This window comes from Nocardioides speluncae (assembly GCF_003121585.1).
Taxonomy (GTDB): Bacteria; Actinomycetota; Actinomycetes; order Propionibacteriales; family Nocardioidaceae; genus Nocardioides; species Nocardioides speluncae.
Genome location: NZ_QEOO01000051.1, coordinates 33,890 through 59,959 on the forward strand (window position 1 = coordinate 33,890; position 26,070 = coordinate 59,959).

Here is a 26,070-nt window from a genome sequence, read left to right on the forward strand (position 1 = left end):
GTGGGCGTCATTGCTGAGGTGTCACACAGCGTAGCGCGCCGTAGCGACGCTCCTGACCGTATCCAGCGCGCTTGTACACCGCGAGGATTCGGGGGCCGTTCGGGCCGCTGCCAACGCAAGCGACGTCCACCCCCAGCAGCTCGAGCGAGCGCCGTACGGCCGGGATCGAGGGGTTCCGGTTGTCGCCCTCGGCGACCCGGAACAGCAGCTGGCGGGCCTCGGTCTTGGCCTGCGGCTCGCCGATGTTGTCGATGAACCAGTCGTCCGGCACGATGGGAAACGCCCGGGTGGAGTACATCGCCAGCGCCCTCATCTGCCGCGGCGGCAGGAGCACGTCGCCACGTACGCCCTGGTCGACAAGAAGCGCGACGTCGTCGCGGGCCGACCTGTTCATCTTCCACTGCGGCCGGGTGTCGACCCAGACCGGTCCGACGTGATCGGTGTAGGCCCAGATCGGCCGGCCTCCGAGGGCGAGACCGGAGAGCAGGGCGACGCCCGCGAGGGCAGGTACGAGGCGGCCGCGCGGCAGCCAGGCAGGCGCCGGAGCGCTCGCCAGCAGCCCGACCAGCACCGGGATCGGCGCGCAGAACAGCATCCGCCACAGGATCGGGCCAGACCCGGTGACCGCGTTGGCGAGCGGCATGATGCCGGGCGCGAAGATCGCCATGCTGGCCAGCGCCGAGGAGCCGGCGACCAGCGTCGGCGTACCGAACCGGACCAGCAGCGGCGCCACCGCGAGCCCGAGCAGCGACACTGCCACCATCGGGTTGGTCTCCCCGAGCACCCGCACGAACGACTCGTACGCAGTCAGCGTCTCCTTGGCAGGGTCCTTGCCGCCGACGTCGGACGAGAAGACGATCACCGCGGTCCCGCTCAACACCGGCCCTACTGCGAGCGCGCCGGAAGCGATCGCGAGTTGGCCGGAGCGGACCAGGAGCGCGGCCAGCAGGATCGCGGTGCTCATTAGCGGGCCCCAGACGACCGCGGTCGGGGTTAGACCGAAGAACGCGGTGCCGGCGGCGAGCAGCATGAAGACCGGCCACCACTCTGTCCGGTCCGCGGCTGCGCGACGTGACTCGACCACATCGGTGACGTAGGCCCAGATCAGCGGCATCAGGAAGCAGATCGCCATCACCTTGCCCTGCCACATCCGGACGATCCAGAAGTTGCCGAGCGTCGAGTCGCCGCTGAGCATCAGGAACGCGATCGACGCGGCGTACACGAGGAAGACGCGGCGCGGCGCCCACGCCCGCACCAGCCGCCAGATCGCCCAGCCGGCCAGCAGCGAGAAGACCGGGCCGGCGATCAGGTAGGTGGCAGTGCCCGCGCGGATGCCGAGCATGTGTGCGACCACGCCGATCTGCGCCTCGATGGACGCGATCGGGATGCCGCCGCCGTACGGCGAGATGTACTCCTCCGCGCCGAACATGGTGTCCCTGATCGCGGCGTTGCCGTGCTCGGCCACCCAGACCGAGCGGTTGACGTAGTAGGCGTCGTCACCGTCCTCGAGGTGGATGAACAGGGCGGAGACGGCGAGCCCGGCGCTGATTGCGAGTACGCCGAGGTGCGCCCAGAGGCCGCCATCGTCGGGGCGCGGCTCGGGTACGCCGAGCGGCGGCTCGGTCTCGGCGCCGGTCGCGCGCAGCCGCAGCCAGATCCATGCGGTGAGCAGGGCGACGGCCACGGTGGCCGCGCCCCAGGCGGCCGGGAACGCGCTCTTGCTCCAGAACAGCCCGGCCACCGCGCCGACCGCGGCCAGCGCGATGCCGGCGCACAAGAGGGGGAGGCGGGGAGAGGTCCCGTCGGCCGCCGGTTGAGGAGGTTGCGCAGCAACCGTCTCGAAACCAAGGTCGCCTGCTGCGCTTGTCTCGGCCCGCACCCGCCAGGCGAGGAGGGTAACCGTGGCGACCAGCCACAGCCAGCCGCTCGGCCACAGCGACCACTGGGTGGCCAGACCCAGGCAGTAGAGCAGGGTCCAGAGGGCGAGCGAGAGCACGATCGCGTCCATCGCACCGTCGAGCCCGGCGCGGAGCTTGGTGACGCTCAAAACGGATCCCCTGGTGTCAGCTGGCTGTCTGTGTGGTGGGTGATAGCGCCGCTCTCCGATTGACACACGCGTGGGTAGTATGCCCGCATGCCCCACCCCAGCCGTCTAACCGCGCGGGTTCTGGTGGTGATGCCGGCGTGGAACGAGCGCGACTCGGTGGCCGAGACGATCGCGGAGATCCTCGAGACCAACCCGGGCGTGGACATCCTCGTGGTCGACGACGGATCCGACGACGACACCGCCGCACGCGCGTCCGCGGCGGGTGCGCTGGTCTGCCAGCTCCCCTTCAATCTTGGCGTCGGTGGAGCGATGCGGGCGGGCTACCGCTACGCGCTGCGCAACGGGTACGACGTCGCCGTACAGATCGACGCCGACGGACAGCACGACCCGCGCTACCTCCCCAAGCTGCTGGCCCGGCTGGTCGACGCGGACGTGGTGGTCGGCGCCCGCTTCGCGCACAAGGGCGACCCCTACCAGGTGCGCGGCCCGCGCCGGTGGGCGATGGTGCTGCTGGCGCGCACGCTGAGCCGGCTCGCCAAGACCCGGCTCACCGACGTCACCTCCGGCTTCCGGGCCGCCAACACCCGGGCGATCACTGTCTTCGCGGCCCACTACCCGGCCGAGTACCTCGGTGACACCGTCGAGTCCCTGGTGATCGCCCTGCGCACCGGCTGCACGGTCACCCAGGAGCCGGTCGAGATGCGGGTCCGCGCCGCCGGCCAGGCCAGCCAGACGCCGGTGCGAGCCGCGGTCTACCTCGGCCGTGCGGTGGTCGCTCTCGGCCTGGCCCTGGTACGCCGCTGGCCGGCCGCCCTGGAGCACGCACCCGCAGACCTCGGCATCGGTCCCGCCGGGAAGGCAGGCCGGGCATGAGCGCGACGACGATCCTGGGCCTGACCGGCGCGGTCGTGATCATGGTGGTGCTGTTCGAGATGCTGCGCCGGCACCGGCTGCGCGAGAAGTACGCCGTGATCTGGTTCGTGATCGCGGTCAGCGCGATCGTGGTGGCGGTGGTGCCCGGGGTGCTCTTCGGGCTGGCCGACCTGGTCGGCGTGAAGGTGCCGTCGAACCTGCTCTTCTTCCTCGCCTCGCTGCTGCTGCTCGGGCTGACCCTGCAGCACAGCCACGAGCTGGGTCGGCTGGAGGAGCGCTGCCGGACCCTGGCCGAGGAGGTGGGCCTGCTCCGGCTCGACTTCGAGCAGTCCCAGACGGAGTCCCAGAAGGCTCAGCAGGCCGACGGCGAACCGGTCGAGGACGGGTCCGAGTGACCGACGAGACCCTCCCGCGGGTGACCGCGGTGATGCTGGCCTGGGGTGACGAGCCGGTGCTGGTGGAGGCGGTGCGGGCGGTGCTCGCGTCGACCGGTGTCTCGGCGGACGTCGTACTCGTCGACAACGGATGCACGTCCGACGCGGTCAGGATCCTGGCCGACGAGCCGGGCGTGACCGTGGTGAACCCCGGTTCGAACACCGGCTTCGCCGGCGGCTGCAACGTCGGCGCGAAGCAGGCGACCGGGGTCTTCCTGGCGTTCGTCAACGGCGATGCCGTGGTCCGGCCCGACGCGATCGCCGCGCTGGCGCGGGTCGCGGCCGACGACGGCGTCGGGCTGGCCAGCGGCTCGCTCCGGTTGTACGACGAGCCCGAGGTGATGAACTCGGCCGGCAACCCGATCCACTTCTCGGGCCTGAGCTGGGCCGGCGGCCTGGGCGAGCCGGCGAGCGCCCACGCGAAGTCCGTCGACGTCGCCTCCGCCACCGGCGCCGCGGTGGTCTGCCGCGCCGACCGGTACGCCGAGCTCGGCGGCTTCTGCGAGCCGATGTTCGCCTACTGCGAGGACGCCGAGCTGAGCCTGCGCTGCTGGCAGCGCGGCTGGCGGGTCGTGTACGTACCCGAGGCGGTGGTCCTGCACCGCTACGAGTTCTCGCGCAACGACCAGAAGTTCTACCTGCTGGAGCGCAACCGGCTCTTCCTGCTGCTAACGCTCTTCGAACGCCGGACGTTGCTGGTGATCCTGCCCGCCCTGCTCGGACTGGAGCTGGCGATGCTCGCGGTGGCCGCACGCGGTGGCTGGTGGCGGCAGAAGGTCGCCGGCTGGCGCTGGCTGCTGCGCAACCGTGACGTCGTCCGCAGCCGCCGGACCGAGGTCCAGGCCGCCCGCACCGTCCCCGACGCCGGCGTACTCCCACTGCTCACCGGCGACTTCGCCCCCGGCGACTCCACCGGCATCGCCGCCCCCGCCCCCCTGCGCTACGGCTCCCGCGCCTACTGGTCCGCTGCCCGGCGCCTCCTCATCCGCTAGGCCGGGATAGTCCAGAACGTTTGGCATCATCTTTCGGCCGAAGGTGATGTCAAACGTTCTGGACTATCCGGCGGCCGGGCACCATTCGGCCTGCGGCCCACCACTAGGTTGGGTGGGTGCTGAGATACGACCTCGTCGACGTGTTCACCGACCGGCCCTTCGCGGGCAACCAGCTCGCGGTGGTGCACGACGCCGCGCACCTCAGCGTCGCGCAGCTGCACGCGATCGCGAGTGAGTTCAACCTTTCAGAGACCACGTTCCCGACGCCGCGGGGCGCGGGGGAGTACGACGTCCGCATCTTCACGCCGGCCGGGGAGATCCCGTTCGCCGGCCACCCGACGCTCGGCACGGCTTGGGTACTGCGGTCGGCGGGCGCGCTCGGGCCGGACGGCGCCGTGCAGCACTGCGGCGCCGGGCAGATCAAGGTGCGCTTCGACGGCGACCGGGTCGAGCTCTCGGCCACGCCGCGGGACCTGTCGGCGCCGGTCTCCGACGAGATCGTGGAGGAGGTGCTCGGCGACCTCGGGCTGAGCGCCGACGACCATGACGGCGCGGCGTACGTCGCCGGCGCCGGGCTGAACTTCCTGCACCTGCCGGTGCGGGCCGACGCCATCGGCCGTGCGGAGCCGGCTCGGCGCCCGGTCAGCCGGTTTACCGAGGCAGTCGGGCCGCTGCAGGACCCGTTCGACGGGATCAACCTGTTCTCGGTCAGCGGCACCGCGCCGGAGCTGACGGTCCGGTCGCGGGTGTTCGTCCCGGAGCTGTCGGTGCCGGAGGACCCGGCCACCGGGTCGGCGGCCGCCGGCCTCGGCATGGCTCTGGTCGCCGCCGGTCTGCTGCCCGACGGCGGCCGCTACGAGATCACCCAGGGCGTCGAGCTCGGCCGTCCGTCCCGGCTCAGCGGGCGGGTCGACGCCGTCGCTGGCCGCGCGACCGAGTGTCACGTCGCCGGTGGGGTGCACCACGTCGGCCGCGGCGAGATCGCCGTACCGCCCGACATGTCCGGCTCCGGAGGACACGTCGCCTAAGTTTCGCGCCCCGGCCCTTGACACTAGGGCCGGTGTGGGAGGCTCTGCTGTGCAGTTGTCGAAGGTCAAGGGGGCTGGTGTGTCGGATGCGGAGACCGGCGTCTCGCGTGTCCTGGTGGACAACACCGGGATCGCGGCCCGGGCGACGGACGAGGTCATCCTCGACGTGCTCTTCGACGGGCGACGGATCTGGTCGTTCTGGATCCAGCGCGACGGCAAGTACCGCAAGCCGACCGACGACTATCTGGTGCCCTGGCCGAAGGGCCTGCCGAAGTTCCTCGACGGCGTCACCGAGCTGACCGTCCAGCAGCACCTCGACGAGGTGGTGCTGTTCGCCGAAGAGGTCCGGTTCGGTACGTCGGACCAGCGGATCGCCGTCGTCAACGCCGCCGGCAAGCCGCTCGGCATCGACAAGTCCGGCAAGCTGATGCAGACCTTCGAGACCCGCAGCACCGACCAGGTGGCGCCGCTGCTGGACGCCCTCGAAGAGGTGCTGGCCGCGCTGAAGAAGGCCGGGATCGACGCCTTCCCCGCCTACGGCACCCTGCTCGGCGCGGTCCGCGACGGCAAGCTGATCGGCCACGACAGCGACGCCGACATCGGCTACGTCAGCCAGCATGAGCACCCGGTCGACGTCAGCCGTGAGTCGTTCGCGATCGAGCGCAAGCTGGTCGACATGGGCTACCCGGTGCACCGCTACAGCGGCGCCGCCTTCAAGGTCATCGTCAGCGAGAGCGACGGCTCGGCCCGTGGGCTGGACGTGTTCGGCGGCTTCATGCAGGCCGGCCACCTGGTGCTGATGGGTGAGATCCGGACGCCGTTCGAGCGCGAGTGGATCTTCCCGCTCGGCACCACCACGCTCGAGGGGCGCGAGCTGCCGGCGCCCGCCGACACCGACCGGTTCCTGGCCGCGACGTACGGCCAGTCCTGGCGGGTTCCCGACCCGGCGTTCCAGTACGAGACGCCGGGCTCGACGCACCGCCGCCTCGACGGCTGGTTCCGCGGTGCCCGCCAGGGGCGCCAGGAGTGGGGACGCAAGTACCAAGGCACGCGCTACAAGCAGCCGCGCTCCCGCCCGAACGTGCTGGCGACGTACCTGCACGAGCAGGAGCCGGCGGACGCCTTCGTCGTCGACATCGGTTGCGGCCGCGGCAGCGACGCGCTGTGGCTGGCCAAGCAGGGCCGCCAGGCGCTCGGGCTGGACTTCACGAGCAACGGCTACGAGTTCCTCGCCCAGCGAGCAGAGCGCAACGACCTCCCCGTGACCTACCACCGGGCAAATCTGCTGGAGCTGCGGCACACCCTTAGCTGGGGCGCGCGGATTGCCGAGATGCCCGGCCCGCGGGCGCTGATGGCCCGGCACTTCGTGGACGCCACCGGAGGGATCCCGCGTCAGTACCTGTGGCGGCTGGCGAAGATGGCCCTCAGCGGTGGTGGCAGGCTCTACCTGGAGTTCCTCACCCGCTCGGCGGCCGACGACGCGTGGGCGCAGCAGTTCTTGCTGCACAAGGTGTCTCCGGAGCTGGTGATCGCCGAGCTCGAGGGCACCGGCGCGCGGGTGGTGAGCCGCACCGAGCTCGAGACGGCGGACATGGATCTGGACAAGGCTCACGACCAGGGTGGGCAAAGGCGACGCGTGTGTCGATTGGTGGTCGAATGGGTGAGATGAAGGAACGACTCGTACAGGGCGCCGCCCGAGTGCGGGAGATGCGTGCCGAGCGCAACGACGTGTCCCGGCTGGCGGCGCGGGTCACCGAGCTCGAGGCCGAGGTGCAGGAGTGCCGTCAGCTGAACCTGCGGCTGGCCGAGCTTACCGACGTCGTCCAGGAGCTGCTGCTCCCGGTCGCACAGCGCGACAACGACCGGATCGCCGAGCTCATGGAGCGCTACACCGACCGCCTGAGCTGACAGTGGCGGCGCGCGTCTACCTGCACATCGGGCTGCCGAAGACCGGCACCACCTACCTGCAGACGATCCTCTGGCAGAACCGGCCCGCGCTCCGCGACGCCGGGCTGCTGGTGCCCGGCCGCCAGCGCCGCGACCACCTCTGGTCGTCGCTGGTGGTGCGCGAGGACCCCAAGATCGGGGTACGCGACCCGCGGGCCCGCGAGTCGTGGCAGGTGGTACGCCGCGAGTTGGAGGCGTGGGACGGCGACGGGGTCGTCAGCCACGAGTTCTTCTGCTCGGCGACCCAGGAGCAGGCGGCGCGAATGGTCGCGGAGCTGGCTCCGGCCGACGTCCACGTCGTCGTCACCGCGCGCGAGCCGCTCGGGCTGTTCACGTCGAGCTGGCAGGAGTCGCTGAAGAACCAGGGCACGATCCCGATCGACCAGTACGGCCGCGGCGTGTCCGACGACCCGCAGAAGATCTGGGACTGGCGAGCGCTGGACCTCGGGCTGGTGCTGGAGCGCTGGGGGAGTGCCGTCCCGCCCGAGCGGGTGCACGTGATCGCCGCTCCGCCGCCCGGCTCGCCACGCACCGAGCTGTGGGCCCGGCTCTGCGCCGTACTCGGGGTGGACCCGGATCTGGCCGACACCTCGGGCAGCTTCCCGAACGAGTCGATGGGGCTGGTCGAGGCCGAGACGCTGCGCCGGATCAACGAGCAGCTGCGTGGCTTCGACACCCCGCACGAGCGCGGCGTGTGGATCCGCACCTTCCTCGCCGACGAGCGGCTGGTGCCCCGCGATGGCGAGCGGTTCTGGCCCGGCGAGGACCAGGTCGCCGACTGCCGGGCCCGCGGCCGCGCGGCCGTCGACCGGATCGTCGCCGAGGGGTACGACGTGGTCGGTGACCTCGACGCGCTGCTCGTGCCCGACGAGCTGGAGCCGCGGCGGCACCCGTCGTCGGTGACCGATGCCGAGATCGCCGATGTGGCGATCGCCACAGTCGCCCGGCTGATGCGCGACGTACGGGAGGCGAGCGAGGCCGCCGAGCAGCCTGCGGAGCCGGCTCCGCACGCGGAGAAGGCGGGTCGGCAGCGCCGCAGCGTGACCAGCGTCATGAGGCTCCGGCGTACGCCGCGGTAATACACTTCCCCCGCTCACCAGTCACTTCCGGAAGGACACTTTCATGGGTCGCCTCTGCGAGACCGAAGGCCTCACTGACGAGCAGGAGGAGATCCTCAAGCTGGTCCGCCAGTTCGTGGAGGAGCAGATCATCCCGGTCGCGACCGAGCTCGAGCACAAGGACGAGTACCCGACCGAGATCGTCGAGGGCATGAAGGAGCTCGGCATCTTCGGGCTGATGATCCCCGAGGAGTACGGCGGTCTCGGCGAGTCACTGCTGACCTACGCCCTCGTGGTCGAGGAGATCGCCCGCGGCTGGATGAGCGTGTCGGGCATCATCAACACCCACTTCATCGTCGCCTACATGCTGCTCCAGCACGGCACCGAGGAGCAGAAGCAGAAGTACCTGCCGCGGATGGCGACCGGCGAGGTGCGCGGCGCGTTCTCGATGTCCGAGCCGGCGCTCGGCTCCGACGTCTCGGCGATCACCACCAAGGCGACGAAGGTGGACGAGTCGACGTACTCGATCACCGGCCAGAAGATGTGGCTGACCAACGGGGGCTCGTCCAACCTGGTCGCTGTACTGGTCAAGACCGACGAGGGTGCCGACAGCGTCTATAAGAACATGACCACGTTCCTGGTCGAGAAGACCGAGGGCTTCGGTGAGACCGCCCAGGGCGTCACCATCCCCGGCAAGATCGACAAGATGGGCTACAAGGGCGTCGACACCACCGAGATGGTGTTCGAGGGCCACCAGATCTCGGCCGACCAGATCCTGGGTGGCGAGAAGGGCAAGGGCCGCGGCTTCTACCAGATGATGGACGGCGTCGAGGTCGGCCGCGTGAATGTCGCTTCGCGTGCGGTCGGCGTCGCCAACCGGGCGTTCGAGCTCGGTGTGGAGTACGCCCAGCAGCGGCAGACCTTCGGCAAGAAGATCATCGACCACCAGGCGATCCTGTTCCGCGTCGCGGAGATGGCGACCAAGGTCGAGGCCGCCCACCAGATGATGGTCCGCGCGGCCCGCAAGAAGGACTCCGGCGAGCGCAACGACCTCGAGGCCGGGATGGCGAAGTACCTCGCCGCGGAGTACTGCAACGAGGTCGTCGAGTCGTCGTTCCGGATCCACGGCGGTTACGGCTTCTCCAAGGAGTACGAGATCGAGCGGCTCTACCGCGAGGCCCCGATGCTGCTGATCGGCGAGGGCACCTCGGAGATCCAGCGGATGATCATCGGCCGCCGCGTCGTCGAGGACTACAAGCTCAAGGGCTGAAGCAACCCCAGCGTGCGTCGGCGCGTGTAGGTGGTATGCCGACACCGAACCGCGTGCTGGTCGCCGCTGCTGTGATGGCAGCCGTGGCCTGTAGCGCACCAGACACGCCCGACGCGTCGGATCAGGCGCCGCGGCACGCCTCGCAGCATCCCGTCCCGTACGTCGTAGGCAACCTGCTCCACGTCGGCGAGAAGACGGTCCGGCTGTCGGCGGAGAACCACGAGCTGGTGTACGCCGGCGGCTCGATCGTCCTCGGCAACGACCTCGGGCCGCCTTGGTACGAGGTCGATCACGACGGTGACCTGGTCGAGCTACCGACCGGCAAGATCGCAGGGGACCCCGTCCTGTCGGCCGACGGGAACACGCTCGCCTGGGTCGACGTGGAGGACGAGCGCACCGAGTACGTCGTGGCCTGGGACCTCACCGCCAACCGTGAGATCGCCCGGATCGCGCTCGACCGCGCGATCGGCCGGCTGTTTCCGAGCCCAGGACCGACCGAGGGCGTCGAGCAGCGGATCTCGAAGGTGCCGGTGCACGTCGACACCGACGGCCGGGTCTACTGGGCCAGGAACGAAGGGCTGCAGGAGATCACCGTCTGGCGGCCCGGTTCGGAGCCGGTCGAGGTGAGCGGCCTGCCAGGTGCCGCGGCGGGCGGCCGATCCTGGCCCGGCGGGCTGACCGCAGCGGGACAGCCAGACTCCGAGCGCGAGGAGTTCGAGGAGCCCGGCGTGGTCGGCACGGTCGGCGACGACGGCTCGTTCCAGCCGGTGGCCGAGCTGCTGAACGCCAGCACGGGCATCTGGTCGCCCGACGGCCGCCACCGCGCCTACTCACCCAGCATCTGGTTCCGTGAGGCCGAGCAGTATCGACACCCGTACCCGGTCCTCGTCCAGGCTCGCGACGGCCGAATCGCCGAGCTACCTTTGCCGCGCACGCTCCAGGGGGCGACGTACCCACTCGGCTGGGAGTCGCCCACGGTCATCGCGCTTTCGGTGGCGCGGCGCAGCGACGTCGACCGGTCCGGTGCCTTCCAGGACCCCGGGCCGATCTCGATCGTGCGCTGCGACGTCACCGACAACACGTGCACGGTGGCGGTCAGCGGCATTGCGAACTCGGCGGTCTTCCCGGGCGGTGGCTGAAGCCGCAGCGGGTCTCCTGCCTAGACCGTCGGTGGGTCGCGCCAGCGCCACGATGCGATCACGGCGTCGGCTGCCGCCTTGCGCTCGGCTGCGGGAGTGCTCATGCGCATGGTCACGGTGATGTTGTAGAGCTCGTCACCGACGATGACGGCGATCTGCTCGACGGCGACCTCGTTCTTGAAGAGAGTCGCCCGGCCGGCCTGGCGGTGCGCCTCGATGCCGTCCAGCTCGGTTCGTGGAAGCACCTTGACGTCGTTAGCGAACTGGGACAGGCCCGACCTCAGGGCCGGCGCCAGCTCGTCCAGTGACTTGCCGGCGTCCGGGCCGGCGGGTACTACGAGCACGTTGACGTTGTTGGCGAAGCCTTCCTTCGGCCTGGGCTCCGCGGCAGCCTTGTCCACGGCGGGCTGAACCCTCTTGAAGTGGGCGGTCTGGTCCGACCAGCCACCGGGCGCTGTGAACGAGTAGCCCTTGCCGGTGATGGTCGAGCCGTCGCCGGCCGGCAGCTCCGTGATCGGCGGCTCACTGGTCGGCGGTTCAGTGGTCGGCTCGGCGGAGTCTGAGGCGTCCGCGCGACGCTCGGTGCGGTCGTCGCTGGACCCGTTGTCACCGCCGCATGCGGACAGCAAACCGACCGCGACAACCGTCGCGACAAGTGTCGTGATTTTCACTGTTGTGCATCCCCCTAGGCCATCGAACCCTACCCGACAGTCGACGGCGACTCGCCCTGTTCCCGCGACCCTGGCTGCCTGTCGCGGCCGTTGGCGTTCCCTATGCTTCGATGAACGACGCGCGAAGGAGAAGCAGGCATGGGCAAGAGCAAGGTCAAGGAAAAGCTGGAGAAGCAGGCCAAGAAGATCAAGAAGATCAAGAAGGCCGACAAGCCCGCGAAGTCCAGCAAGGCAAGCAAGCCGAGTAAGCCCAGCAAGCCAACCAAGGTGGCCGCTGCCGCCGACGACCAGCACACCGCGGCCCTCGCCAAGCTCACCGCACTCGTCGAGCGTCTGGAGGGGAGAGTGGCCAAGCTGGAGGCGGCCGCCGCCACCCCCGCTCCCGCGCCGGCCGCGGCCGCAGCGCCCAGCGCACCCACGAAGCGAGCCCCCGCGCGCAAGGCACCGGCACGCAAGGCTCCGGTGCGCAAGACGACGACCGCCAAGAAGGCGCCGGCCGCCAAGGCCCCCGCAGCGAGGACCACCGCAGCGAAGACCACGGCCAGCAAGGCTGCTCCTGCCAAGAAGGCCCCTGTTAAGAAGGCCCCTGCCAAGAAGGCTCCCGCGAAGCGCACGACGGCCGCGAAGACCACCGCCGCGGCGAAGACCACGGCGACGAAGACTGCGGCGACCAGCTAGTCCCTACGGCTGCCAGTGCCAGCTGGCGAGCATGGCGGCGACCTCGCTGGTGCGCACGTCGGCCGGCGTCTTCGTGTCGTACGAGAAGGTCAGGATGTACGACGCGTCGTCGAGCACGGCGTTGAACTGGTCGACGGTGTAGGTGCGGCCGGGCTGCTCGACGATGCCGCTCAGGTGCACCGTCTCGATGCCGTCGATGGTGGTGCGCACGTGCACTTCGATGTCTTTGGTCTCCGCCTCGGCCAGCTCGCGGCCCAGGCCCGACTCGAGCTCGGCGAGGTCGGTGATCGGGGCCGGCTCGACCCGGAGCACGCTCAGGTTGTCGGCGAAGCCGTCCCCGTCGCCGGCGTCGACCGCGGCGCTCTCGACGGTCGGGAACTGGTCGCGCGCGTCCCGCCAGCCAGCCGGAACGGCGTACAGGAAGTGCTCGGTGGTCAGTGTCGCCCCCTCGGCCGGCTTCGCCGAGTCGACCTCGATGCGCGCCGCTCGCGGAGTCTCCTCGGACTCGTCGGGGTCGTCGTCGCCGCCACAGGCGGCCAGCGCACACAGCGCTGCCGCGACGGCGAGTCCGACGGCGACCCGACGGTTTGCCTGAGGCCTCATGGCTGCCGAACTTACTCCGGGGGAGGCGTCACCGCCTCCCCCGGAGTAGCCATTCTCACGAGTTTTTGTGCGAGCTCAGCCGATCTGCACCGGTCCGGCCATCAGGTCCATCCGGTTGTCCGGGCCGGACAGCAGGCTGGTCATCAGCAGGTCGCGCCCGCTGGGTAGCCCGAACAGCGAGTACCCACACTTCTCGAATGCCGGGATCGTGAACGTGCCACTCAGCGCGAACGGCGTGAACAGGTCGAACTTCGCCGCGGTCAGCACCGCGCTGATCTCCTTGGTGCGGCAGGTCGGACGCACCACGTTCACGCTCGGCAGCACGTCCGAGGTGACCTTCGGCAGCTCCAGCCGGAACGTCGAGGTCACCTTGACGCTGCCGTCCACCTCGAGCTTGGTCACAGCCGGCTTGGTCTCCACGATCTTCACCGTGGACGTGGTGTCGCCGAGCGTCGGTACGCCGAAGATCCGCAGCTTCGCGGTGATCGTCGGGATCGTCATCGAGCCGGTCACGGTGTCGCCGGACAGGACGCCGGTCATCTTGGCGCCGGCCGGCAGCGTGAGCGTGGCGTTCTGCTTCTTGAGCGTGCTGGTCCCGGTGATCGGGATGGTCACATTGATGTCGGCGGCCTGGGCCGGCGCTGCTCCCACCAGCGTCGAACCGGCGATTGTCGCGGCCGCCGCGGCGGTCACGAGCATGCGGATGCGTGTCTTCATGAAGTTGTCCTCCCTCGGTGCCGGAGGCCCTCTCCTCCGGTCCGTGACGGAGGTTACCGAAGAGTAAGCGCACTGGGTAGGGCCCCGAAATCGGCTCGACCGGCCGCCGTACCCGTGCCAAGGTGGTCAGCGAGCCCCGGTATCTGAGGGGGCGATGTCGAGGACAAGGAGACGCACGTGTCCGGGAACGACGATCTCAAAGCCAAGATGCGCGAGGCGCTGGAGCGCAAGAAGTCGAACGACACCGGCGTACCCAAGTCGGCCGACCCCAAGGAGAAGGTCCACGGGTCCGAGGTGGTTGGCGGCGCGCCGAAGATGCACCGGCGGAAGGCCGGCGGCGGAGGTTCCTGAGCCGGCTCCCGGGTGACGATCGCCACCCGCCGGTCCGGTTCCCGAGACGGGGCCGGGTCGGCGAGGATGGGCGACGCCCACAGAAGTGGGTCAGTCGTGATTGAAGGAGCAGGGCATGCAGTTCGGGCGTAGCTACGAGGAGTTCGAGGTCGGTGCGACCTACAAGCACTGGCCCGGCAAGACGGTTACCGAGTACGACGACCACCTCTTCTGCCTGCTCACGATGAACCACCACCCGCTCCACCTCGACGTGCACTACGCCGAGGAGACCACGCAGTTCGGCAAGAACGTGGTGGTCGGCAACTACGTCTACTCGATCCTGCTCGGCATGTCGGTCCCCGACATCTCCGGCAAGGCGATCGCCAACCTGGAGATCGAGTCGCTGCGCCACGTCGCGCCGACCTTCCACGGCGACACGCTGTACGGCGAGACCACGGTGCTCGACAAGTGGGAGTCGACCTCGAAGGACGACCGTGGCGTCGTCCACGTCGAGACCATCGGCTACAACCAGGACGGCAAGGTGGTGTGCATCTTCCGGCGCAAGGTGATGGTGCCGAAGAACAACTACCTCGAGGCCCGCGGCGGCGAGCAGCCCGGCCGCCCCGTCCCCCAGCCCGACAAGAACTGGCCGGCCAAGACCGAATAGCCCGCCACTTCCCCTACCGTTCCTGTCCCGCCCCGACCGAAGTTTCGCCCGGGGAGTGACAGTTTCACTAGGTACCTAGTGAAACTGCCGCGCCGCCTAAGGCATCCAGACCGCGGCGTCGTGCGCGAACACCACACGCCGCGGGTCGAACTCCAGCAGCCGCGCCATCCATGGGCTCGGGAGTGGCAGCGGCGGCTCGTGGCCGAGTCCGGCGGCCCGGGCGGCCAGGGCGTCGGCCGACCAGGCTGACGCGGTGTCGTGTGCCTGGCCGGCGAGGACGATCGAGCCGTCGTCGCACTCCAGGACCACCGACTGGTGCCCGTCGACGTGCCCGGGCGTGGGGATGACGTGAACGCCGGGAGCGAGCTCGGTCTCGCCGTCGAGCAGCTCGTACGTGGCGCCGGCGAAGTCGACCAGCTTCGGCACCGTGTAGTCGGTGGTCTGGGCCACCTCCAGCTCGGTGCGCTGGCAGTGGATCGGGGTGCCGGCGAACGACGGGTTGCCGCCGATGTGGTCGAAGTGCAGGTGGCAGTTGACGATCAGATCGACGTCGTCGCGAGTGAGGCTCAGCTTGCGCAGCGCGTCGTCGACCAGGATCCGGTGCGGCCGGTACCACGCCTCCGTCTCTGCGTCTGCCTCACCGAGCCCGGTGTCGAGGAGCAGTACGCCGGCCGGCGTCCGCGCGACGTACCCGAACACCGCCTCGACCCGTGGGCTGCCCGTCCCGGTCTCCTCGGCCGGCCGCACGAAGGTCCCCAGGTCTAGCCTCGCCACATCGTCGACGCGCATTCCTCCACCGTAGTGTCGCGACCCGCACACCAACCCGGTCAGGAGAGGAGCGTCGGTGGCCTTCGAGGTCAAGCGCGGTGGCGCACTGCGGCTGCTTCGCGACAACCGTGAGTTCCGGGTGCTCTGGTCGGCGCGGGCGGTCTCGGTACTCGGCGACTCCCTGGGCCTGGTCGCGCTGCTGGTCCATCTCCAGGCCGAGACCGGCGCCGCGATCGCCGTCGCGTTGCTGCTGCTGGCCGGCGACTGCGTCCCGGGTCTCTTCGGGCCGGTGGCCGGGCTGATCGGGGACAGGTACGGGCTGCGCCGGGTGATGGTGTCCTGTGAGGTCATCCAGGGCCTTCTGGTGCTCGCGATCGTCGCCGCCTGGCCGCCGCTGCCGCTCCTGCTGGTGCTGGTCGCGGCGCGCGGGATCGGTGCGACGACGTTCACCGCGGCCTCCCGCTCTGCCGTACCGCGGCTCGTCGGCGACGAGGACCTGGAGGCCGCGAACGCCGCGCTGGGCGTCGGCACGTACGGGCTCGAGGCGCTGGGTCCGCTGATCGCCGCGGCACTGTTCGCGGTGACCGAGATCCGCGGTGTGCTGCTGGTTGACGTCGCGACCTTCGCCGTGTCGGCTGTCCTGCTCGCGACACTCCCCGCCCTCAGCGGCGCACACGGCGCCCCGGCGTCGAGCGACCCGCCCGAGGCAGCGCCGTGGTACCGCGAGGTCGCGGCCGGCCTGAGGCTCTTGTGGTCGCTTCCGACGGTGCGGGCGGTGGCGGTGGGGTTCGTCGGGGTGGTCGCCTTCAGCGGCGTCGACGACGTCGCCCTGGTCTTCCTGGCCCGCGACGATCTCGGCGGCACCGACACCGACGCGGCCCTCGTGTACGCCGGAGTCGGCGTCGGCCTGCTGGCCGGCTACCTGCTGCTCGCCCGTGGCGGCGGGCGATGGCCGGCACTGGGGCTGCTGATCGCCGGGTTCGTGGTGAGCAGCGCCGGCAACCTGGTGACCGGGCTGGCCGGGTCCATTGCCGCGGCGCTGATCTACCAGGGTCTCCGCGGGATCGGGATCGCCGCCCTGGACGTCGGGGTCAACACCCACCTGCAGCGCGTCGTACCGCCCGGATTCCTCGGCCGCGCCTTCGGCACCCTCTACGGCGCGGTCGGCGTCAGCGCCGGGCTCTCGTACGCATTGGGCGGCCTGCTGCTGGCTGCGACCGACGCCCGCACCACCTTCGTCGTCGCCGGTGTGGGTGGTCTGCTGGTCAGCCTCGCGAGCTACGTCGCGCTGACCCGCGCCACCGGGAGCCGCACGCTGTGGTAGACCTCCGGTCCATGAGCACCCACCCAGACGCGCCCGAGCTGTGGCTGGTCCGGCACGGCGAGACCGAGTGGAGCCGCGACGGCAAGCACACCTCCACCACCGAGCTGCCGCTCACCGACGAGGGCGTGCAGGTGGCGCACACGCTGGGGGAGCGGCTGGCCGGCCGAGACTTCAAGCTGGTGCTGACCAGCCCGCGGCAGCGGGCGCGGCGTACCGCCGAGCTTGCCGGGTACGCCGGCGCGCAGGTCGACGACGACCTCGCGGAGTGGGCGTACGGCGAGTACGAGGGCGTCACCACCGCGACCATCCGCGAGACCGTGCCCGGCTGGACGGTGTGGACCCACCCGAGCCCGGGCGGTGAGTCCGCGGCGCAGGTCGGCGCGCGGCTGGACCGGGTGATCGAGCGGGTCCGTGAGGCCGACGGCGACGTGCTGGTCTTCGGGCACGGTCATGCGCTGCGGGTGCTCACCGCCCGGTGGCTGGGCCAGCCGGTCGAGGAAGGCCGGAACTTCCGGCTCGACACCGCGACCGTGTCGGTGCTCGGCTACGAGCGCGAGACTCCTGTCCTGCTCCGCTGGAACTCCTAGCACCACCACTGGCGGCCGGTAGAACGTGACGGTTCCCAAGTAATCTCACTTAGTGGACAATGGCGGCGTGAGCCTGACGGCGAGCTGTCCACGCTGCTCGGCCCCACTGACCGAGTGGAGCGGGACCTGGGCCTGCCCGGACCACGGCGAGACCGCACCGCTGTGGAAGCCGGGCGAGGCGTCGTACGACGCGTTCGGGCACCATCTGCGCGCCTCGCCGCAGTTCCCGACCTATCTGCCGTGGCCGCTGTCTCCGGGCTGGTCGGTGACCGACTTCGGCGTGGTGGGTGCGACCCCGGAGTCCGCGCGGGCGACGCTGACCTGCAGCTCCGGGAACAGCGCACTGGACGGACCGGTCGACGTACTCGTGGTCGCCGAGGAGCCCGGCACCGGCCTCGGCGCCCGGTGTGCCGGCACCGCAACCGACGACCCCGGGCCGGAGGTGGGCGAGGGGCCGCCGACGGTCAAGGTGCGGATCGGATCCCAGGCCGTGCCGCTGTGGCCGGTCTCGACCAGCGGTTCGGACGGCGACTGGGACCGCTCGGTGTTCGCCGGCGAGGCGGTCGGCCGCTGGCTGTGGATGGTGCTGCGGCCCGCCTCGGCGATGCTGCTGCTGCGCGACGACTGGATCCTGCGTGACGTCTCCGGTCTCGGACCGCAGCTGCTCGACATGTCCTTCGGCGGTGCCCCACCCTCCTGGTGATGGCCTGGTGAGGGATCAGTCGCGGGCCAGCGCGCGGCCGGTCTCGACGAGCGCCGCGACCAGCGCAGCGGTGGCGGGCGGGTCGGGCGGCTCGCCGTACGTCGCGGCGTAGATCTGGCGGGGTGGCACCTGGATCCGGGTGGCGGTGACGGCCGGGTGCCGGTGAGCGCGCAGGGCGAGCCCGGGGATGGTGGTGACGCCCATGCCGGCGGCGACCAGGCTCTGCATGACCACCATGTCGTCGGTGGAGGAGACCAGCCGCGGGGGGAAGCCGGCGCCCGCGCACAGCTCGACGAGATGGCTGCGGCAGCGCACGCAGCCGCCGATCCAGGGTGACTGCGCGTGGTCGGTGAGCGTGGTGCCACCGCCGGTGGTGAGCAGGTAGAGCGGGTCGTCGAGCAGGTGGGTCAGCCGGATGCCGGCGTCCTCGGGTGCGGTGTCGTCGTACCGGAAGATCAGCGCGGCGTCGGCCTGGCCGGCGCGCAGCAGCTCCAGCGCGTCCTCGGGGTGCGCGTCGGTGAGGCCGAGCTCGAGGTCGGGATGCCGCTCGGCGAGGACGGTGGCCGCCGCCGGGACCAGCGAGCTCATCACGGAGTTGAACCCGGCCAGCCGGACCCGACCGGCGGTGAGGCCGACGAGCGCGGACAGCTCGGTGGTCGCGGAGTCGACCCGGCCGAGGATCTCGGCGGCGCGGTCGGCCAGCAGCCGGCCGGCCGGGGTGAGCCGGATACCGCGCCCAACCCGCTGCAGCAGCTGGGCGCCCAGCTGGGCCTCCAGCCTCGACAGGTGGTGGCTGACGGCCGGCTGCGTGTAGCTCAAGTCCTTGGCTGCAGCGGTGACCGATCCGTGGCGGCGAACGGCGTCGATCACTTGGAGCTGGACGAGGGTAACCATATATAAAGACTACTCATAGATAGCAGTAAAAACTGACATTAGACTTATCGATCAGATGTTGGCATCGTCTTTTCCAAGGAACTCGTGATGGGAGACGGAGATGCTGACATTCGCGATCGCGGCGCTGGTGCTGATCATGATGCCCGGCCCGGACCAGGCGCTGCTGACGCGCAACGCATTGGTCGGGGGCCGGCGGGGCGGGCTGCTGACCATGGTGGGTGGCGTCCTCGGGCTGACCATCCACGCCAGTGCGGCCGCCCTCGGTCTGTCCGCGCTGCTGCTGACCTCAGCGACCGCGTTCGCCGTACTGAAGATCGTCGGCGCGGTCTACCTGCTCTGGCTCGCGGCGCAGATGCTGTGGTCGGCGCGGAGGTCGCGCCAGGCGCCGGCCCACGCCGAGGCCGCGGTCCCGGTGCCGGAGCGACGCTGGACCTACCTGCGACAGGGGTTCCTGTCGAACGCGCTCAACCCGAAGGTGGCCCTGTTCTTCGTCACCTTCCTGCCGCAGTTCCTGAGCGCCGACAGCGGTTCACCGCGCGCCGAGGCGTTGCTACTGTCGGCGATCTTCGGCCTGCTCTACCTGGCCTGGTTCGGCCTGTACGTCGCCGCCGTCGAGCGCCTCGGCCGCTGGCTACGCCGGCCGCGCGTGCAGGCGCGGATCGAGCAGGTCACCGGCCTGATCCTGGCCACCGTCGCCGTCCGACTGGTCGTCACTACCAACCACTGAGAAGGAGAACCAACGATGAGCGAGCTGCAGGCAATCGTGCGATTCAAGTTCTACGAGGGCAAGCTCGAGGAGTTCAAGCGGCTGTCGGCCGAGTGCCTCGAGATCGTGCGCGCGAAGGACCCCGGGACGCTGCAGTACGACACCTTCCTCAACCACGACGAGTCCGAGGCGATCGTCATCGAGCGCTTCCGCGACTCCGCGGCGCTCATCGAGCACCATCAGAACCTCGTGCACCTGATGGAGGCGATCACCGCGACCGGCGAGTGCACCGGCGAGCTGCTGGGGGAGCCGACCGACGAGCTCGCCGCGAACTTCGAGGACGGTGGCGTCCCCCAGCTGTTCAGGCCCTTCCAGGTGATGTAGCAGCCGAGCGACGGCAGCTCCTCCACGCTTCGGCGATAGGCGAACCCGCGCATTAGGCTGCGGGCTGTGCGCATCGACCTTCACACCCACAGCGCGGTGTCCGACGGGACCCAGTCGCCGACCGAGCTGGTCCGGCACGCCGCCGAGGTCGGGCTCGACGTGATGGCGCTGACCGACCACGACACGGCGGAGAGCTGGGCCGAGGCGCGCGCCGCTGCCGCGGACGTGGCGCTGACGCTGGTGCCGGGCATCGAGGTGAGCTGCCGGCACGCCGGCGAGGGCGTGCACCTGCTGGCCTACTTCCCGGACCCGACCCACGCCGGCTTCGTCCGCGAGCTCGGCAAGATCCTCGACGGCCGTAACTCCCGGCTCCCCGCGACCCTAGAGCGGTTGCGCGGCGAGGGCATCGACATCGACATCCGCGACGTACGCCGGGTGGCACGCGACGCCGCCGCCATGGGACGTCCCCACGTCGCCGACGCGCTGGTCGCGCTCGGCGTGGTGAAGGACCGCGACCAGGCGTTCGCCAAGTACCTCGCGCCCGGCAAGCCGGCGTACGTCGACCGGTACGCCGCCGACCTGGTCGCGATGATCCGGCTGGTCGCTGACGCGGGTGGCGTCTCGGTCATCGCGCACCCGTGGGCGCGGCACAGCCACACCGCGCTCGATGCCGCCGGCCTGGCCGCGCTCAAGTCGGAGGGGCTCGCCGGCATCGAGGTCGACCATCAGGACCACGCCCCGGAGACCCGGGAGCAGCTGCGCGGGATCGCGCGCGACCTCGACCTGATCGCGACCGGGTCGAGCGACTACCACGGCACCGGCAAGGCCAACCACGAGCTCGGCTGCAACACCACCGACCCCGGCCAGTACGAGCGGCTGCTCGACCTGGCCCGCGCTGCTGCGGTGGCGTCGGGCCGGGCGACCCCGGAGGTGCCGGTCGGATGAGCGAGATCATCAACCTGGTCCTGCTGACCGAGGTCTTCGTGACCCTGTTCGTGATCATGGACCCGCCGGGCACAATCCCGATCTTCCTGTCGCTGACCTCCGGCCGCTCTCAGGCGACGGTACGCCGGGCCGCCTGGCAGGCGGTGCTGGTGTCGTTCTTCGTGATCGTCACCTTCGCGCTGTTCGGCCAGGGGATCCTCAGCTACATGCACATCTCGCTGCCGGCCCTGCAGGGCGCCGGCGGCCTGCTGCTCCTCCTGGTCGCACTCGAGCTGCTGACCGGCAACGAGAAGGAGCCGAGCGCCGGCCAGGACGTCAACGTGGCGCTGGTGCCGCTGGGTACGCCGCTGCTCGCCGGCCCGGGCGCGATCGTCGCGACCATGCTGTTCAGCCGCGAGGTCGACAACGTCGCCGCGTTCACCGCCCTCGCGCTCGGCATCATCCTGGTGCACGTGTCGATCTGGCTGGCGATGCGATTCTCGGTGCGGATCCTGAAGGTGATCAAGGAGAGCGGCGTGGTCCTGGTGACCCGGATCGCCGGCCTCCTGCTCTCAGCGATCGCCGTACAGATGGTCGCCGACTCCGTGCGCGCCTTCGCCACCGGCGAGGGCTGAGGGCACGACCGCCCACCCGAAACTGTCCTGGCCCGTCGGATACTTCGCGTGGGCTGGGACGGTTTCACTGGGTACCTTGTGAAACCGCCCCTACTTCCGCCCGAGCGCCTGGGCCCGCTGCAGCAGGCGGTTGGGGGTGAGCCGGGCGGCGGTGACGATCGCCTTGTAGCGCTTGCTCGGGATCGAGTAGACCTTGCCCTTGTCGTAGTCCTTGAGCGCGTCGCGCACCAGCCGGTCCGCCTCCAGCCACATGAACGACGGCGCCGAGTCGCGGGAGACGTCCATCCGCTCGTGGAACTCGGTCTTCACGAAGCCCGGGCACAGAACCATCACCTGGACTCCCTGGCCCCGGTACTCGTTGGCGGCCCATTCGCTGAAGCTGTTCAGCCAGGTCTTCGACGCGGCGTACGTCCCGCGGGGCAGGAACGACGCCACGCTGGACACGTTGATCACGCCGCCGTGGCCGCGCTCTGACATCCCCTTGAGCGCGGCATGGCTGAGGCGGAGCGGGGCGGTGACGAGTACGTCGTGCATGGCCTGCTCGGCGTCGGCCGGGTTGTCCAGGAAGCGGTGCTTGAGGCCGAACCCGGCGTTGTTGACCAGTAGCTCGACCGGCCGGTCGGGGTCGGACAGCCGCGACTCCACCTCGCGTCGCTCGTCGGCGTCGACCAGGTCGGCGACCAGCACCTCGACCTCGATGTCGTGTTCCTTGGCGAGCTGCTCGGCGAGCTCGTCGAGGCGCGCCCGGTCGCGGGCGACCAGGACCAGATCGTGGCCGCGGGCGGCAAGCTGACGGGCGAACTCGAGGCCGATCCCGGCAGTGGGGCCGGTGACCAGGGCAGTTCCAGGATGTGACATACCTACCAGGATTCCAGAACCTGTCCAGGTGTCGGCTCGGCGCCCATTGTCCGATCCGGCATGATGGTCGCCAATGAGCACCACACTGGCAGTCGCCAACCAGAAGGGCGGGGTGGCCAAGACGACCACCGTCGCCTCCCTGGGCGCAGCCTTCGTGGAGCTCGGTCAGACCGTGCTGCTGGTCGACCTCGACCCCCAGGCTTGCCTGACCTTCTCGCTCGGGATCGACCCCGAGGACCTCGATCTGTCGGTCCACCACGTGCTGGCCAAGGGCGTCGAGCCCACCGAGGTGATCGTCGAGACCGACGAGGGCGTCCACCTGCTCCCGGCCACCATCGAGCTGGCCCGGGCGGAGGCGGACCTGCTGACCCGCACCGGCCGCGAGCACGTCATCCGGACCGCGCTGGAGGCGCTCGCGAAGCAGGGCATCACCTACGACTGGGTGCTGCTGGACTGCCCGCCCTCGCTCGGCGTACTTACCGTCGCGGCGCTGACCGCGGCCGACGGCGTCCTGGTGCCGCTGCAGTGCGAGACCCTGTCCCACCGCGGTGTCGGCCAGCTGCTGGACACCGTCCACGACGTACGCCGCTTCACCAACCCGGACCTCGAGGTCTGGGGCGTGCTGCCGACGCTGTACGACGGCCGCACCAACCACGCCCGCAAGGTCCTGGACACGATCTCCGAGACCTACGAACTCGACCTCATCGAGCCGCCGATCCCGAAGACGATCAGGTTCGCCGAGGCGCCGGCTGCCGGCCGCTCGATCCTGGCCACCAGCCGCACCAACAAGGGTGCGGTCGCCTATCGCGAGGTGGCCAAGAATCTCGCGACCCGCTCCAAAGCCGGCAAAGCCCGAAAAGTCGCGAATCCCGCGCAGGGCCGAGGCTGACCGTGTCCAAACACCGCCAGCCCAAGCGCCGCGCCGGCTCCCGCCGCGCCGAGACCAAGCCTCGGTACGGCCGGATGGCGGCAGCGGGGTCGGCGGTGGTCCTCACCGGAACAGCGGTGCTCGGCGGGATCGGGCTGTTCCCGGACGACGTGAAGACCGCGCCCACCGACATGGCGGCCGCCGAGCCCAACCCGAAGCCGAAGGACGAGCCCACCGCATCCACCGAAGTCACGGAGGAGCCGACCGAGGAGCCGGCCGCGCCGCCCAGCACCGAGCTGAGCCCGCTCGACGACGACGACCGCCCCGAGGGCGGCACCCCCGCCCGCAACGCCAAGCGCACCCCACTCCTGCCCGACGAGTCCGGCGAGGGCCGGCGCGTGGTCTACAGCGAGTCGGAGCAGCGGGTGTGGCTGGTCAAGGACGACGAGAAGGTGAACCGCAGCTACTCGGTGTCCGGCAGCATCTACGACAACCTCGAGCCCGGTACCTACGAGGTCTACTCGCGCAGTGAGGAGGCCGTCGGCATCGACAACTCCGGCACTATGCGCTACTTCGTGCGGTTCACCGAAGGTGACAACGGCGCCGCGATCGGCTTCCACGACATCCCCGAGCTGGACGGCGTACCCCTGCAGTCGGTCGACGAGCTCGGTACGCCGACCTCACACGGCTGCGTGCGCCAGAAGCGGTCCGACGCGATCGCGCTGTGGGAGTTCGCCGACATCGGCACCACGGTCGTCGTCACCGCCTGAGTGGCTGAGCCCGACACGGCCGTGACCCGGCTTCCGCCCGCGGTGATGTGGTTCCGACGGGACCTCCGGCTGACCGACAACCCCGCGCTGCTCGAGGCGGCTGCCGCCGGTGACGGGCGCGTCGTCGGGCTGTTCGTGCTGGACCCGGTGCTGCTGTCGGCGGCAGGCAAGCCGCGCCGCGACCACCTGCTGACCTCGCTGCGGCGGCTGTCCGACGCGATGGACGGCAGGCTGGTCGTCCGGAGCGGGCGCCCCGTCGATGTCGTACCGGCCGTAGTGCGTGAGGCCGGCGCGGTCAGCGTGCACCTGGCCGCGGACTACGGGCCGTACGGACAGCGCCGGGACGCCGCCGTCCGATCGAGGCTGGGCGAGGTGCCACTTGTGCCGTGCGGTTCGCCGTACGCCGTCGCGCCCGGGCGGGTCCGCAACCAGCAGGGACGGCTCTACCAGGTGTTCACGCCGTACCACCGCGCCTGGGCCGACCACGGCTGGCGGCCGCCGGCCGAGCGCGCGACCGGCGTCGAGTGGGTGGAGCTGCCCAGCGACGGGCTACCGGCGTACGACGAGGTCGCCGGGGCGGGGGAGCGGGCCGCGCGCGGCCGCTGGACGCGGTACCTCGACGAGCTGGCTGAGTACGACGACATCCGGGACCAGCCCGACCTGGACGCGACCTCGCGGATATCGATCCCGCTGAAGTACGGCGAGCTGCACCCGCGGACCCTGCTCGCGGACCTCGCCGAAGCACGCAGCGCGGGTGCCGCCGCCTATCGCCGCCAGCTGGCCTGGCGCGACTTCTGCGCGGACCTGCTGACCCGCCACCCCGACGCGGCCTGGAAGCCCCTGCGACCCGAGTTCGAGGAGATGGAGTACGACGAGCCGGGCCCGGCGTTCGACGACTGGTGTGCCGGGCGGACCGGCTATCCGATTGTGGACGCCGGGATGCGCCAGCTGCTGGCCGAGGGGTTCATGCACAACCGCGTCCGGATGGTCGTCGCCTCCTTCCTCGTGAAGGACCTCCACATCCACTGGCGGCACGGCGCCCGCTGGTTCCTGGCTCAGCTGCGTGACGGCGACCTGGCCTCGAACTCACTCAACTGGCAGTGGGTGGCGGGCTGCGGCGCCGACGCGGCGCCGTACTTCCGCGTCTTCAACCCGCTCCAGCAGGGCATCCGGCACGACCCGGCCGGTGACTGCGTCCGGCGCTGGGTCCCGGAGCTGCGCGGCCTTGCCGGCGCCGCGGTCCACGAGCCGTGGCGCCACGGCGGCGCGCCCGGCTACCCGCCGCCGATCGTCGACCTCGCCGCGGCGCGCACGGAGGCGCTCCGCCGCGACGCCGCCATCCGCAAGTGAGCCGGCAGGTCAGACCACCCGGCCGGCCAGCCGGGCAACGGCATCGGCGACGCGCGGGCCGAACATCACAGGGTCGTTGTGGTCGGCGCCCTTGATGACCAGTTCCTCGGCCAGGTTGCTCGCCTGCGACGCCACCTGTGCACTAAGCGCGGTCGGTACGACGGAGTCGCGGTCGCCGTACACGACGGTCACGGGTACGTCGGACTCGGCGAGGTGCTGCGCGACGGGGAACCGGTCGCGCAGCAGCAGCCGCACCGGCAGCCACGGATAGTGGTGCGCGCCCGCGTCGGCGAGCTCGGTGAACGGCGACCGCAGCACCAGTCCGGCCGGCGGCCGCTCGGCCTGGAGCGCCGCCACGACCCCGCCGCCCAACGACTCTCCGAAGTAGATCGTCCGCTCCGGCGGATAGCCGAGGTCCTCCAGGGCATCCACTGCGGCGAGCGCGTCCAGCAGCAGCCCGTCCTCGCTCGGCGAGCCCGGGTTGCCGCCGTACCCGCGGTAGTCCAGCAGCAGCACGGCCAGCCCGCGACGGCTCAGCTCCTCGGCGAGTTCCGCGCGGCCGGCGCGGTTGCCGCCGTTGCCGGGCGCGACGAGTACGGCGATGTCGCGGTCGGGCGCGTCCTTCTCCGCCGGCACGAACCAGGCGGTGAGGGACAGGCCGTCGTCGGTGTGCAGCGTGACGTCGCGTGCTCCGTCGATGACCTCAGCGGCCGGCGGCGGCGAGGTCCGGTCCGGAAAGTAGATCAGCTGGCGCTGAAGGAGCCAGAGCAAACCGAGCACCGTTCCCGCGAGCAGCGCGAGTACGACGACGCCCCGCCCGATCGTGGCGCGTCGTACCCGCATCT

At 70.6% G+C, this 26,070-nt stretch carries 30 protein-coding genes; 22 read left to right on the forward strand and 8 right to left on the reverse strand.

Going from position 1 to position 26,070, the window contains the following annotated elements; translation table 11 throughout:
- Positions 1-7 precede the first annotated feature (7 nt).
- Complete coding sequence (locus tag DDV73_RS26760; protein ID WP_109510334.1) at positions 8-2,047, reverse strand: DUF6077 domain-containing protein; 2,040 nt, start codon at positions 2,045-2,047, stop codon at positions 8-10.
- Positions 2,048-2,134: 87 nt separating this feature from the next.
- On the opposite strand from DDV73_RS26760, the gene DDV73_RS26765 reads away from it, so the two are divergent.
- The 9 genes from DDV73_RS26765 (at position 2,135) to DDV73_RS28140 (ending at position 10,788) form a co-directional block, all read left to right on the forward strand.
- A complete protein-coding gene (locus tag DDV73_RS26765) occupies positions 2,135-2,920 on the forward strand; it encodes a glycosyltransferase family 2 protein (protein WP_206051121.1) in 786 nt (261 codons plus the stop codon).
- Positions 2,917-3,315, forward strand: a complete 399-nt coding sequence (locus DDV73_RS26770; protein ID WP_109510336.1) for a DUF2304 domain-containing protein — start codon at positions 2,917-2,919, stop codon at positions 3,313-3,315. Before DDV73_RS26765 ends, DDV73_RS26770 begins: the two co-directional genes overlap by 4 nt.
- Positions 3,312-4,346, forward strand: coding sequence for a glycosyltransferase family 2 protein (locus DDV73_RS26775; RefSeq protein WP_206051122.1), 1,035 nt, complete (start codon positions 3,312-3,314; stop codon positions 4,344-4,346). The genes DDV73_RS26770 and DDV73_RS26775 overlap by 4 nt, the downstream gene beginning before the upstream one ends.
- Before the next feature lie 116 nt (positions 4,347-4,462).
- A complete protein-coding gene (locus tag DDV73_RS26780) occupies positions 4,463-5,374 on the forward strand; it encodes a PhzF family phenazine biosynthesis protein (protein WP_109510337.1) in 912 nt (303 codons plus the stop codon).
- 49 nt (positions 5,375-5,423) lie between these two features.
- A complete protein-coding gene (locus DDV73_RS26785; protein ID WP_154402923.1) occupies positions 5,424-7,043 on the forward strand; it encodes a class I SAM-dependent methyltransferase in 1,620 nt (539 codons plus the stop codon).
- The gene (locus tag DDV73_RS26790; protein WP_240617506.1) at positions 7,040-7,282 is read left to right on the forward strand and encodes a DUF6752 domain-containing protein; all 243 of its coding nucleotides are present in this window, start codon (positions 7,040-7,042) and stop codon (positions 7,280-7,282) included. Before DDV73_RS26785 ends, DDV73_RS26790 begins: the two co-directional genes overlap by 4 nt.
- 2 nt (positions 7,283-7,284) lie before the next feature.
- Positions 7,285-8,400: a hypothetical protein gene (locus DDV73_RS26795; protein ID WP_109510340.1), complete on the forward strand. Its 1,116-nt coding sequence runs from the start codon at positions 7,285-7,287 to the stop codon at positions 8,398-8,400.
- Positions 8,401-8,443: 43 nt separating this feature from the next.
- Positions 8,444-9,649, forward strand: coding sequence for an acyl-CoA dehydrogenase family protein (locus DDV73_RS26800; RefSeq protein ID WP_109510341.1), 1,206 nt, complete (start codon positions 8,444-8,446; stop codon positions 9,647-9,649).
- Positions 9,650-9,684: 35 nt separating this feature from the next.
- Entirely contained in the window at positions 9,685-10,788 is a 1,104-nt protein-coding gene (locus DDV73_RS28140; RefSeq protein ID WP_154402924.1) for a hypothetical protein, read from the forward strand.
- Between the two features lie 20 nt (positions 10,789-10,808).
- Here the strand turns inward: DDV73_RS28140 and DDV73_RS26810 are convergent, their stop codons facing one another.
- Positions 10,809-11,459 carry a DcrB/PsbP domain-containing protein gene (locus DDV73_RS26810; RefSeq protein WP_154402925.1) on the reverse strand — a complete coding sequence of 217 codons (651 nt, stop codon included), beginning with the start codon at positions 11,457-11,459 and terminating at the stop codon, positions 10,809-10,811.
- A 138-nt stretch (positions 11,460-11,597) separates the two neighbouring features.
- On the opposite strand from DDV73_RS26810, the gene DDV73_RS26815 reads away from it, so the two are divergent.
- The gene (locus DDV73_RS26815; RefSeq protein WP_109510343.1) at positions 11,598-12,137 is read left to right on the forward strand and encodes a histone; all 540 of its coding nucleotides are present in this window, start codon (positions 11,598-11,600) and stop codon (positions 12,135-12,137) included.
- Between the two features lie 3 nt (positions 12,138-12,140).
- On the opposite strand, the gene DDV73_RS26820 is transcribed toward DDV73_RS26815, so the two are convergent.
- On the reverse strand, positions 12,141-12,740 hold the full coding sequence (locus DDV73_RS26820) for a hypothetical protein (protein ID WP_109510344.1): 600 nt from the start codon (positions 12,738-12,740) through the stop codon (positions 12,141-12,143).
- Between the two features lie 75 nt (positions 12,741-12,815).
- Positions 12,816-13,457, reverse strand: a complete 642-nt coding sequence (locus DDV73_RS26825; protein WP_109510345.1) for a hypothetical protein — start codon at positions 13,455-13,457, stop codon at positions 12,816-12,818.
- Between the two features lie 177 nt (positions 13,458-13,634).
- Here DDV73_RS26825 and DDV73_RS28145 point away from each other — a divergent pair, with 177 nt between their 5' ends.
- Positions 13,635-13,808 (forward strand): DUF5302 domain-containing protein, encoded by a 174-nt coding sequence (locus DDV73_RS28145; protein WP_154402926.1) that lies wholly within the window; start codon positions 13,635-13,637, stop codon positions 13,806-13,808.
- 115 nt (positions 13,809-13,923) lie between these two features.
- Positions 13,924-14,454, forward strand: coding sequence for a MaoC family dehydratase (locus DDV73_RS26830; RefSeq protein WP_109510346.1), 531 nt, complete (start codon positions 13,924-13,926; stop codon positions 14,452-14,454).
- Between the two features lie 96 nt (positions 14,455-14,550).
- Here the strand turns inward: DDV73_RS26830 and DDV73_RS26835 are convergent, their stop codons facing one another.
- Positions 14,551-15,243 carry an MBL fold metallo-hydrolase gene (locus tag DDV73_RS26835; protein ID WP_109510347.1) on the reverse strand — a complete coding sequence of 231 codons (693 nt, stop codon included), beginning with the start codon at positions 15,241-15,243 and terminating at the stop codon, positions 14,551-14,553.
- A gap of 55 nt (positions 15,244-15,298) precedes the next feature.
- Between DDV73_RS26835 and DDV73_RS26840 the strand changes: the two genes are divergently transcribed.
- The 3 genes from DDV73_RS26840 to DDV73_RS26850 all read left to right on the forward strand — a co-directional run bounded on the left by DDV73_RS26840 (position 15,299) and on the right by DDV73_RS26850 (position 17,836).
- Positions 15,299-16,546 carry an MFS transporter gene (locus DDV73_RS26840; protein ID WP_240617507.1) on the forward strand — a complete coding sequence of 416 codons (1,248 nt, stop codon included), beginning with the start codon at positions 15,299-15,301 and terminating at the stop codon, positions 16,544-16,546.
- An 11-nt stretch (positions 16,547-16,557) separates the two neighbouring features.
- Complete coding sequence (locus DDV73_RS26845) at positions 16,558-17,133, forward strand: histidine phosphatase family protein (RefSeq protein ID WP_109510348.1); 576 nt, start codon at positions 16,558-16,560, stop codon at positions 17,131-17,133.
- Positions 17,134-17,200: 67 nt separating this feature from the next.
- Positions 17,201-17,836, forward strand: coding sequence for a DUF6758 family protein (locus DDV73_RS26850; protein WP_109510504.1), 636 nt, complete (start codon positions 17,201-17,203; stop codon positions 17,834-17,836).
- A gap of 15 nt (positions 17,837-17,851) precedes the next feature.
- Here DDV73_RS26850 and DDV73_RS26855 read toward each other — a convergent pair whose 3' ends face one another.
- Positions 17,852-18,730, reverse strand: coding sequence for a LysR family transcriptional regulator (locus DDV73_RS26855; protein ID WP_109510349.1), 879 nt, complete (start codon positions 18,728-18,730; stop codon positions 17,852-17,854).
- A 100-nt stretch (positions 18,731-18,830) separates the two neighbouring features.
- Here DDV73_RS26855 and DDV73_RS26860 point away from each other — a divergent pair, with 100 nt between their 5' ends.
- The 4 genes from DDV73_RS26860 to DDV73_RS26875 all read left to right on the forward strand — a co-directional run bounded on the left by DDV73_RS26860 (position 18,831) and on the right by DDV73_RS26875 (position 21,379).
- The gene (locus DDV73_RS26860) at positions 18,831-19,457 is read left to right on the forward strand and encodes a LysE family translocator (protein WP_161962545.1); all 627 of its coding nucleotides are present in this window, start codon (positions 18,831-18,833) and stop codon (positions 19,455-19,457) included.
- A gap of 15 nt (positions 19,458-19,472) precedes the next feature.
- Entirely contained in the window at positions 19,473-19,820 is a 348-nt protein-coding gene (locus DDV73_RS26865; protein WP_109510350.1) for a putative quinol monooxygenase, read from the forward strand.
- A 66-nt stretch (positions 19,821-19,886) separates the two neighbouring features.
- Complete coding sequence (locus DDV73_RS26870) at positions 19,887-20,765, forward strand: PHP domain-containing protein (RefSeq protein ID WP_109510351.1); 879 nt, start codon at positions 19,887-19,889, stop codon at positions 20,763-20,765.
- Positions 20,762-21,379 carry a MarC family protein gene (locus DDV73_RS26875; RefSeq protein ID WP_109510352.1) on the forward strand — a complete coding sequence of 206 codons (618 nt, stop codon included), beginning with the start codon at positions 20,762-20,764 and terminating at the stop codon, positions 21,377-21,379. Before DDV73_RS26870 ends, DDV73_RS26875 begins: the two co-directional genes overlap by 4 nt.
- A 90-nt stretch (positions 21,380-21,469) precedes the next feature.
- On the opposite strand, the gene DDV73_RS26880 is transcribed toward DDV73_RS26875, so the two are convergent.
- Positions 21,470-22,237, reverse strand: a complete 768-nt coding sequence (locus DDV73_RS26880; RefSeq protein ID WP_109510353.1) for an SDR family NAD(P)-dependent oxidoreductase — start codon at positions 22,235-22,237, stop codon at positions 21,470-21,472.
- 73 nt (positions 22,238-22,310) lie between these two features.
- On the opposite strand from DDV73_RS26880, the gene DDV73_RS26885 reads away from it, so the two are divergent.
- Genes DDV73_RS26885 through DDV73_RS26895 form a run of 3 tightly spaced genes read left to right on the forward strand, consistent with a single transcriptional unit; the run spans position 22,311 to position 25,225 of the window.
- Positions 22,311-23,126: a ParA family protein gene (locus DDV73_RS26885; protein WP_109510354.1), complete on the forward strand. Its 816-nt coding sequence runs from the start codon at positions 22,311-22,313 to the stop codon at positions 23,124-23,126.
- 2 nt (positions 23,127-23,128) lie between these two features.
- A complete protein-coding gene (locus DDV73_RS26890; RefSeq protein WP_109510355.1) occupies positions 23,129-23,875 on the forward strand; it encodes a L,D-transpeptidase in 747 nt (248 codons plus the stop codon).
- The gene (locus tag DDV73_RS26895; protein WP_240617508.1) at positions 23,876-25,225 is read left to right on the forward strand and encodes a cryptochrome/photolyase family protein; all 1,350 of its coding nucleotides are present in this window, start codon (positions 23,876-23,878) and stop codon (positions 25,223-25,225) included. It begins immediately after the preceding gene.
- 9 nt (positions 25,226-25,234) lie between these two features.
- On the opposite strand, the gene DDV73_RS26900 is transcribed toward DDV73_RS26895, so the two are convergent.
- Positions 25,235-26,068, reverse strand: coding sequence for an alpha/beta hydrolase (locus DDV73_RS26900; RefSeq protein WP_109510356.1), 834 nt, complete (start codon positions 26,066-26,068; stop codon positions 25,235-25,237).
- Positions 26,069-26,070: the final 2 nt, after the last annotated feature.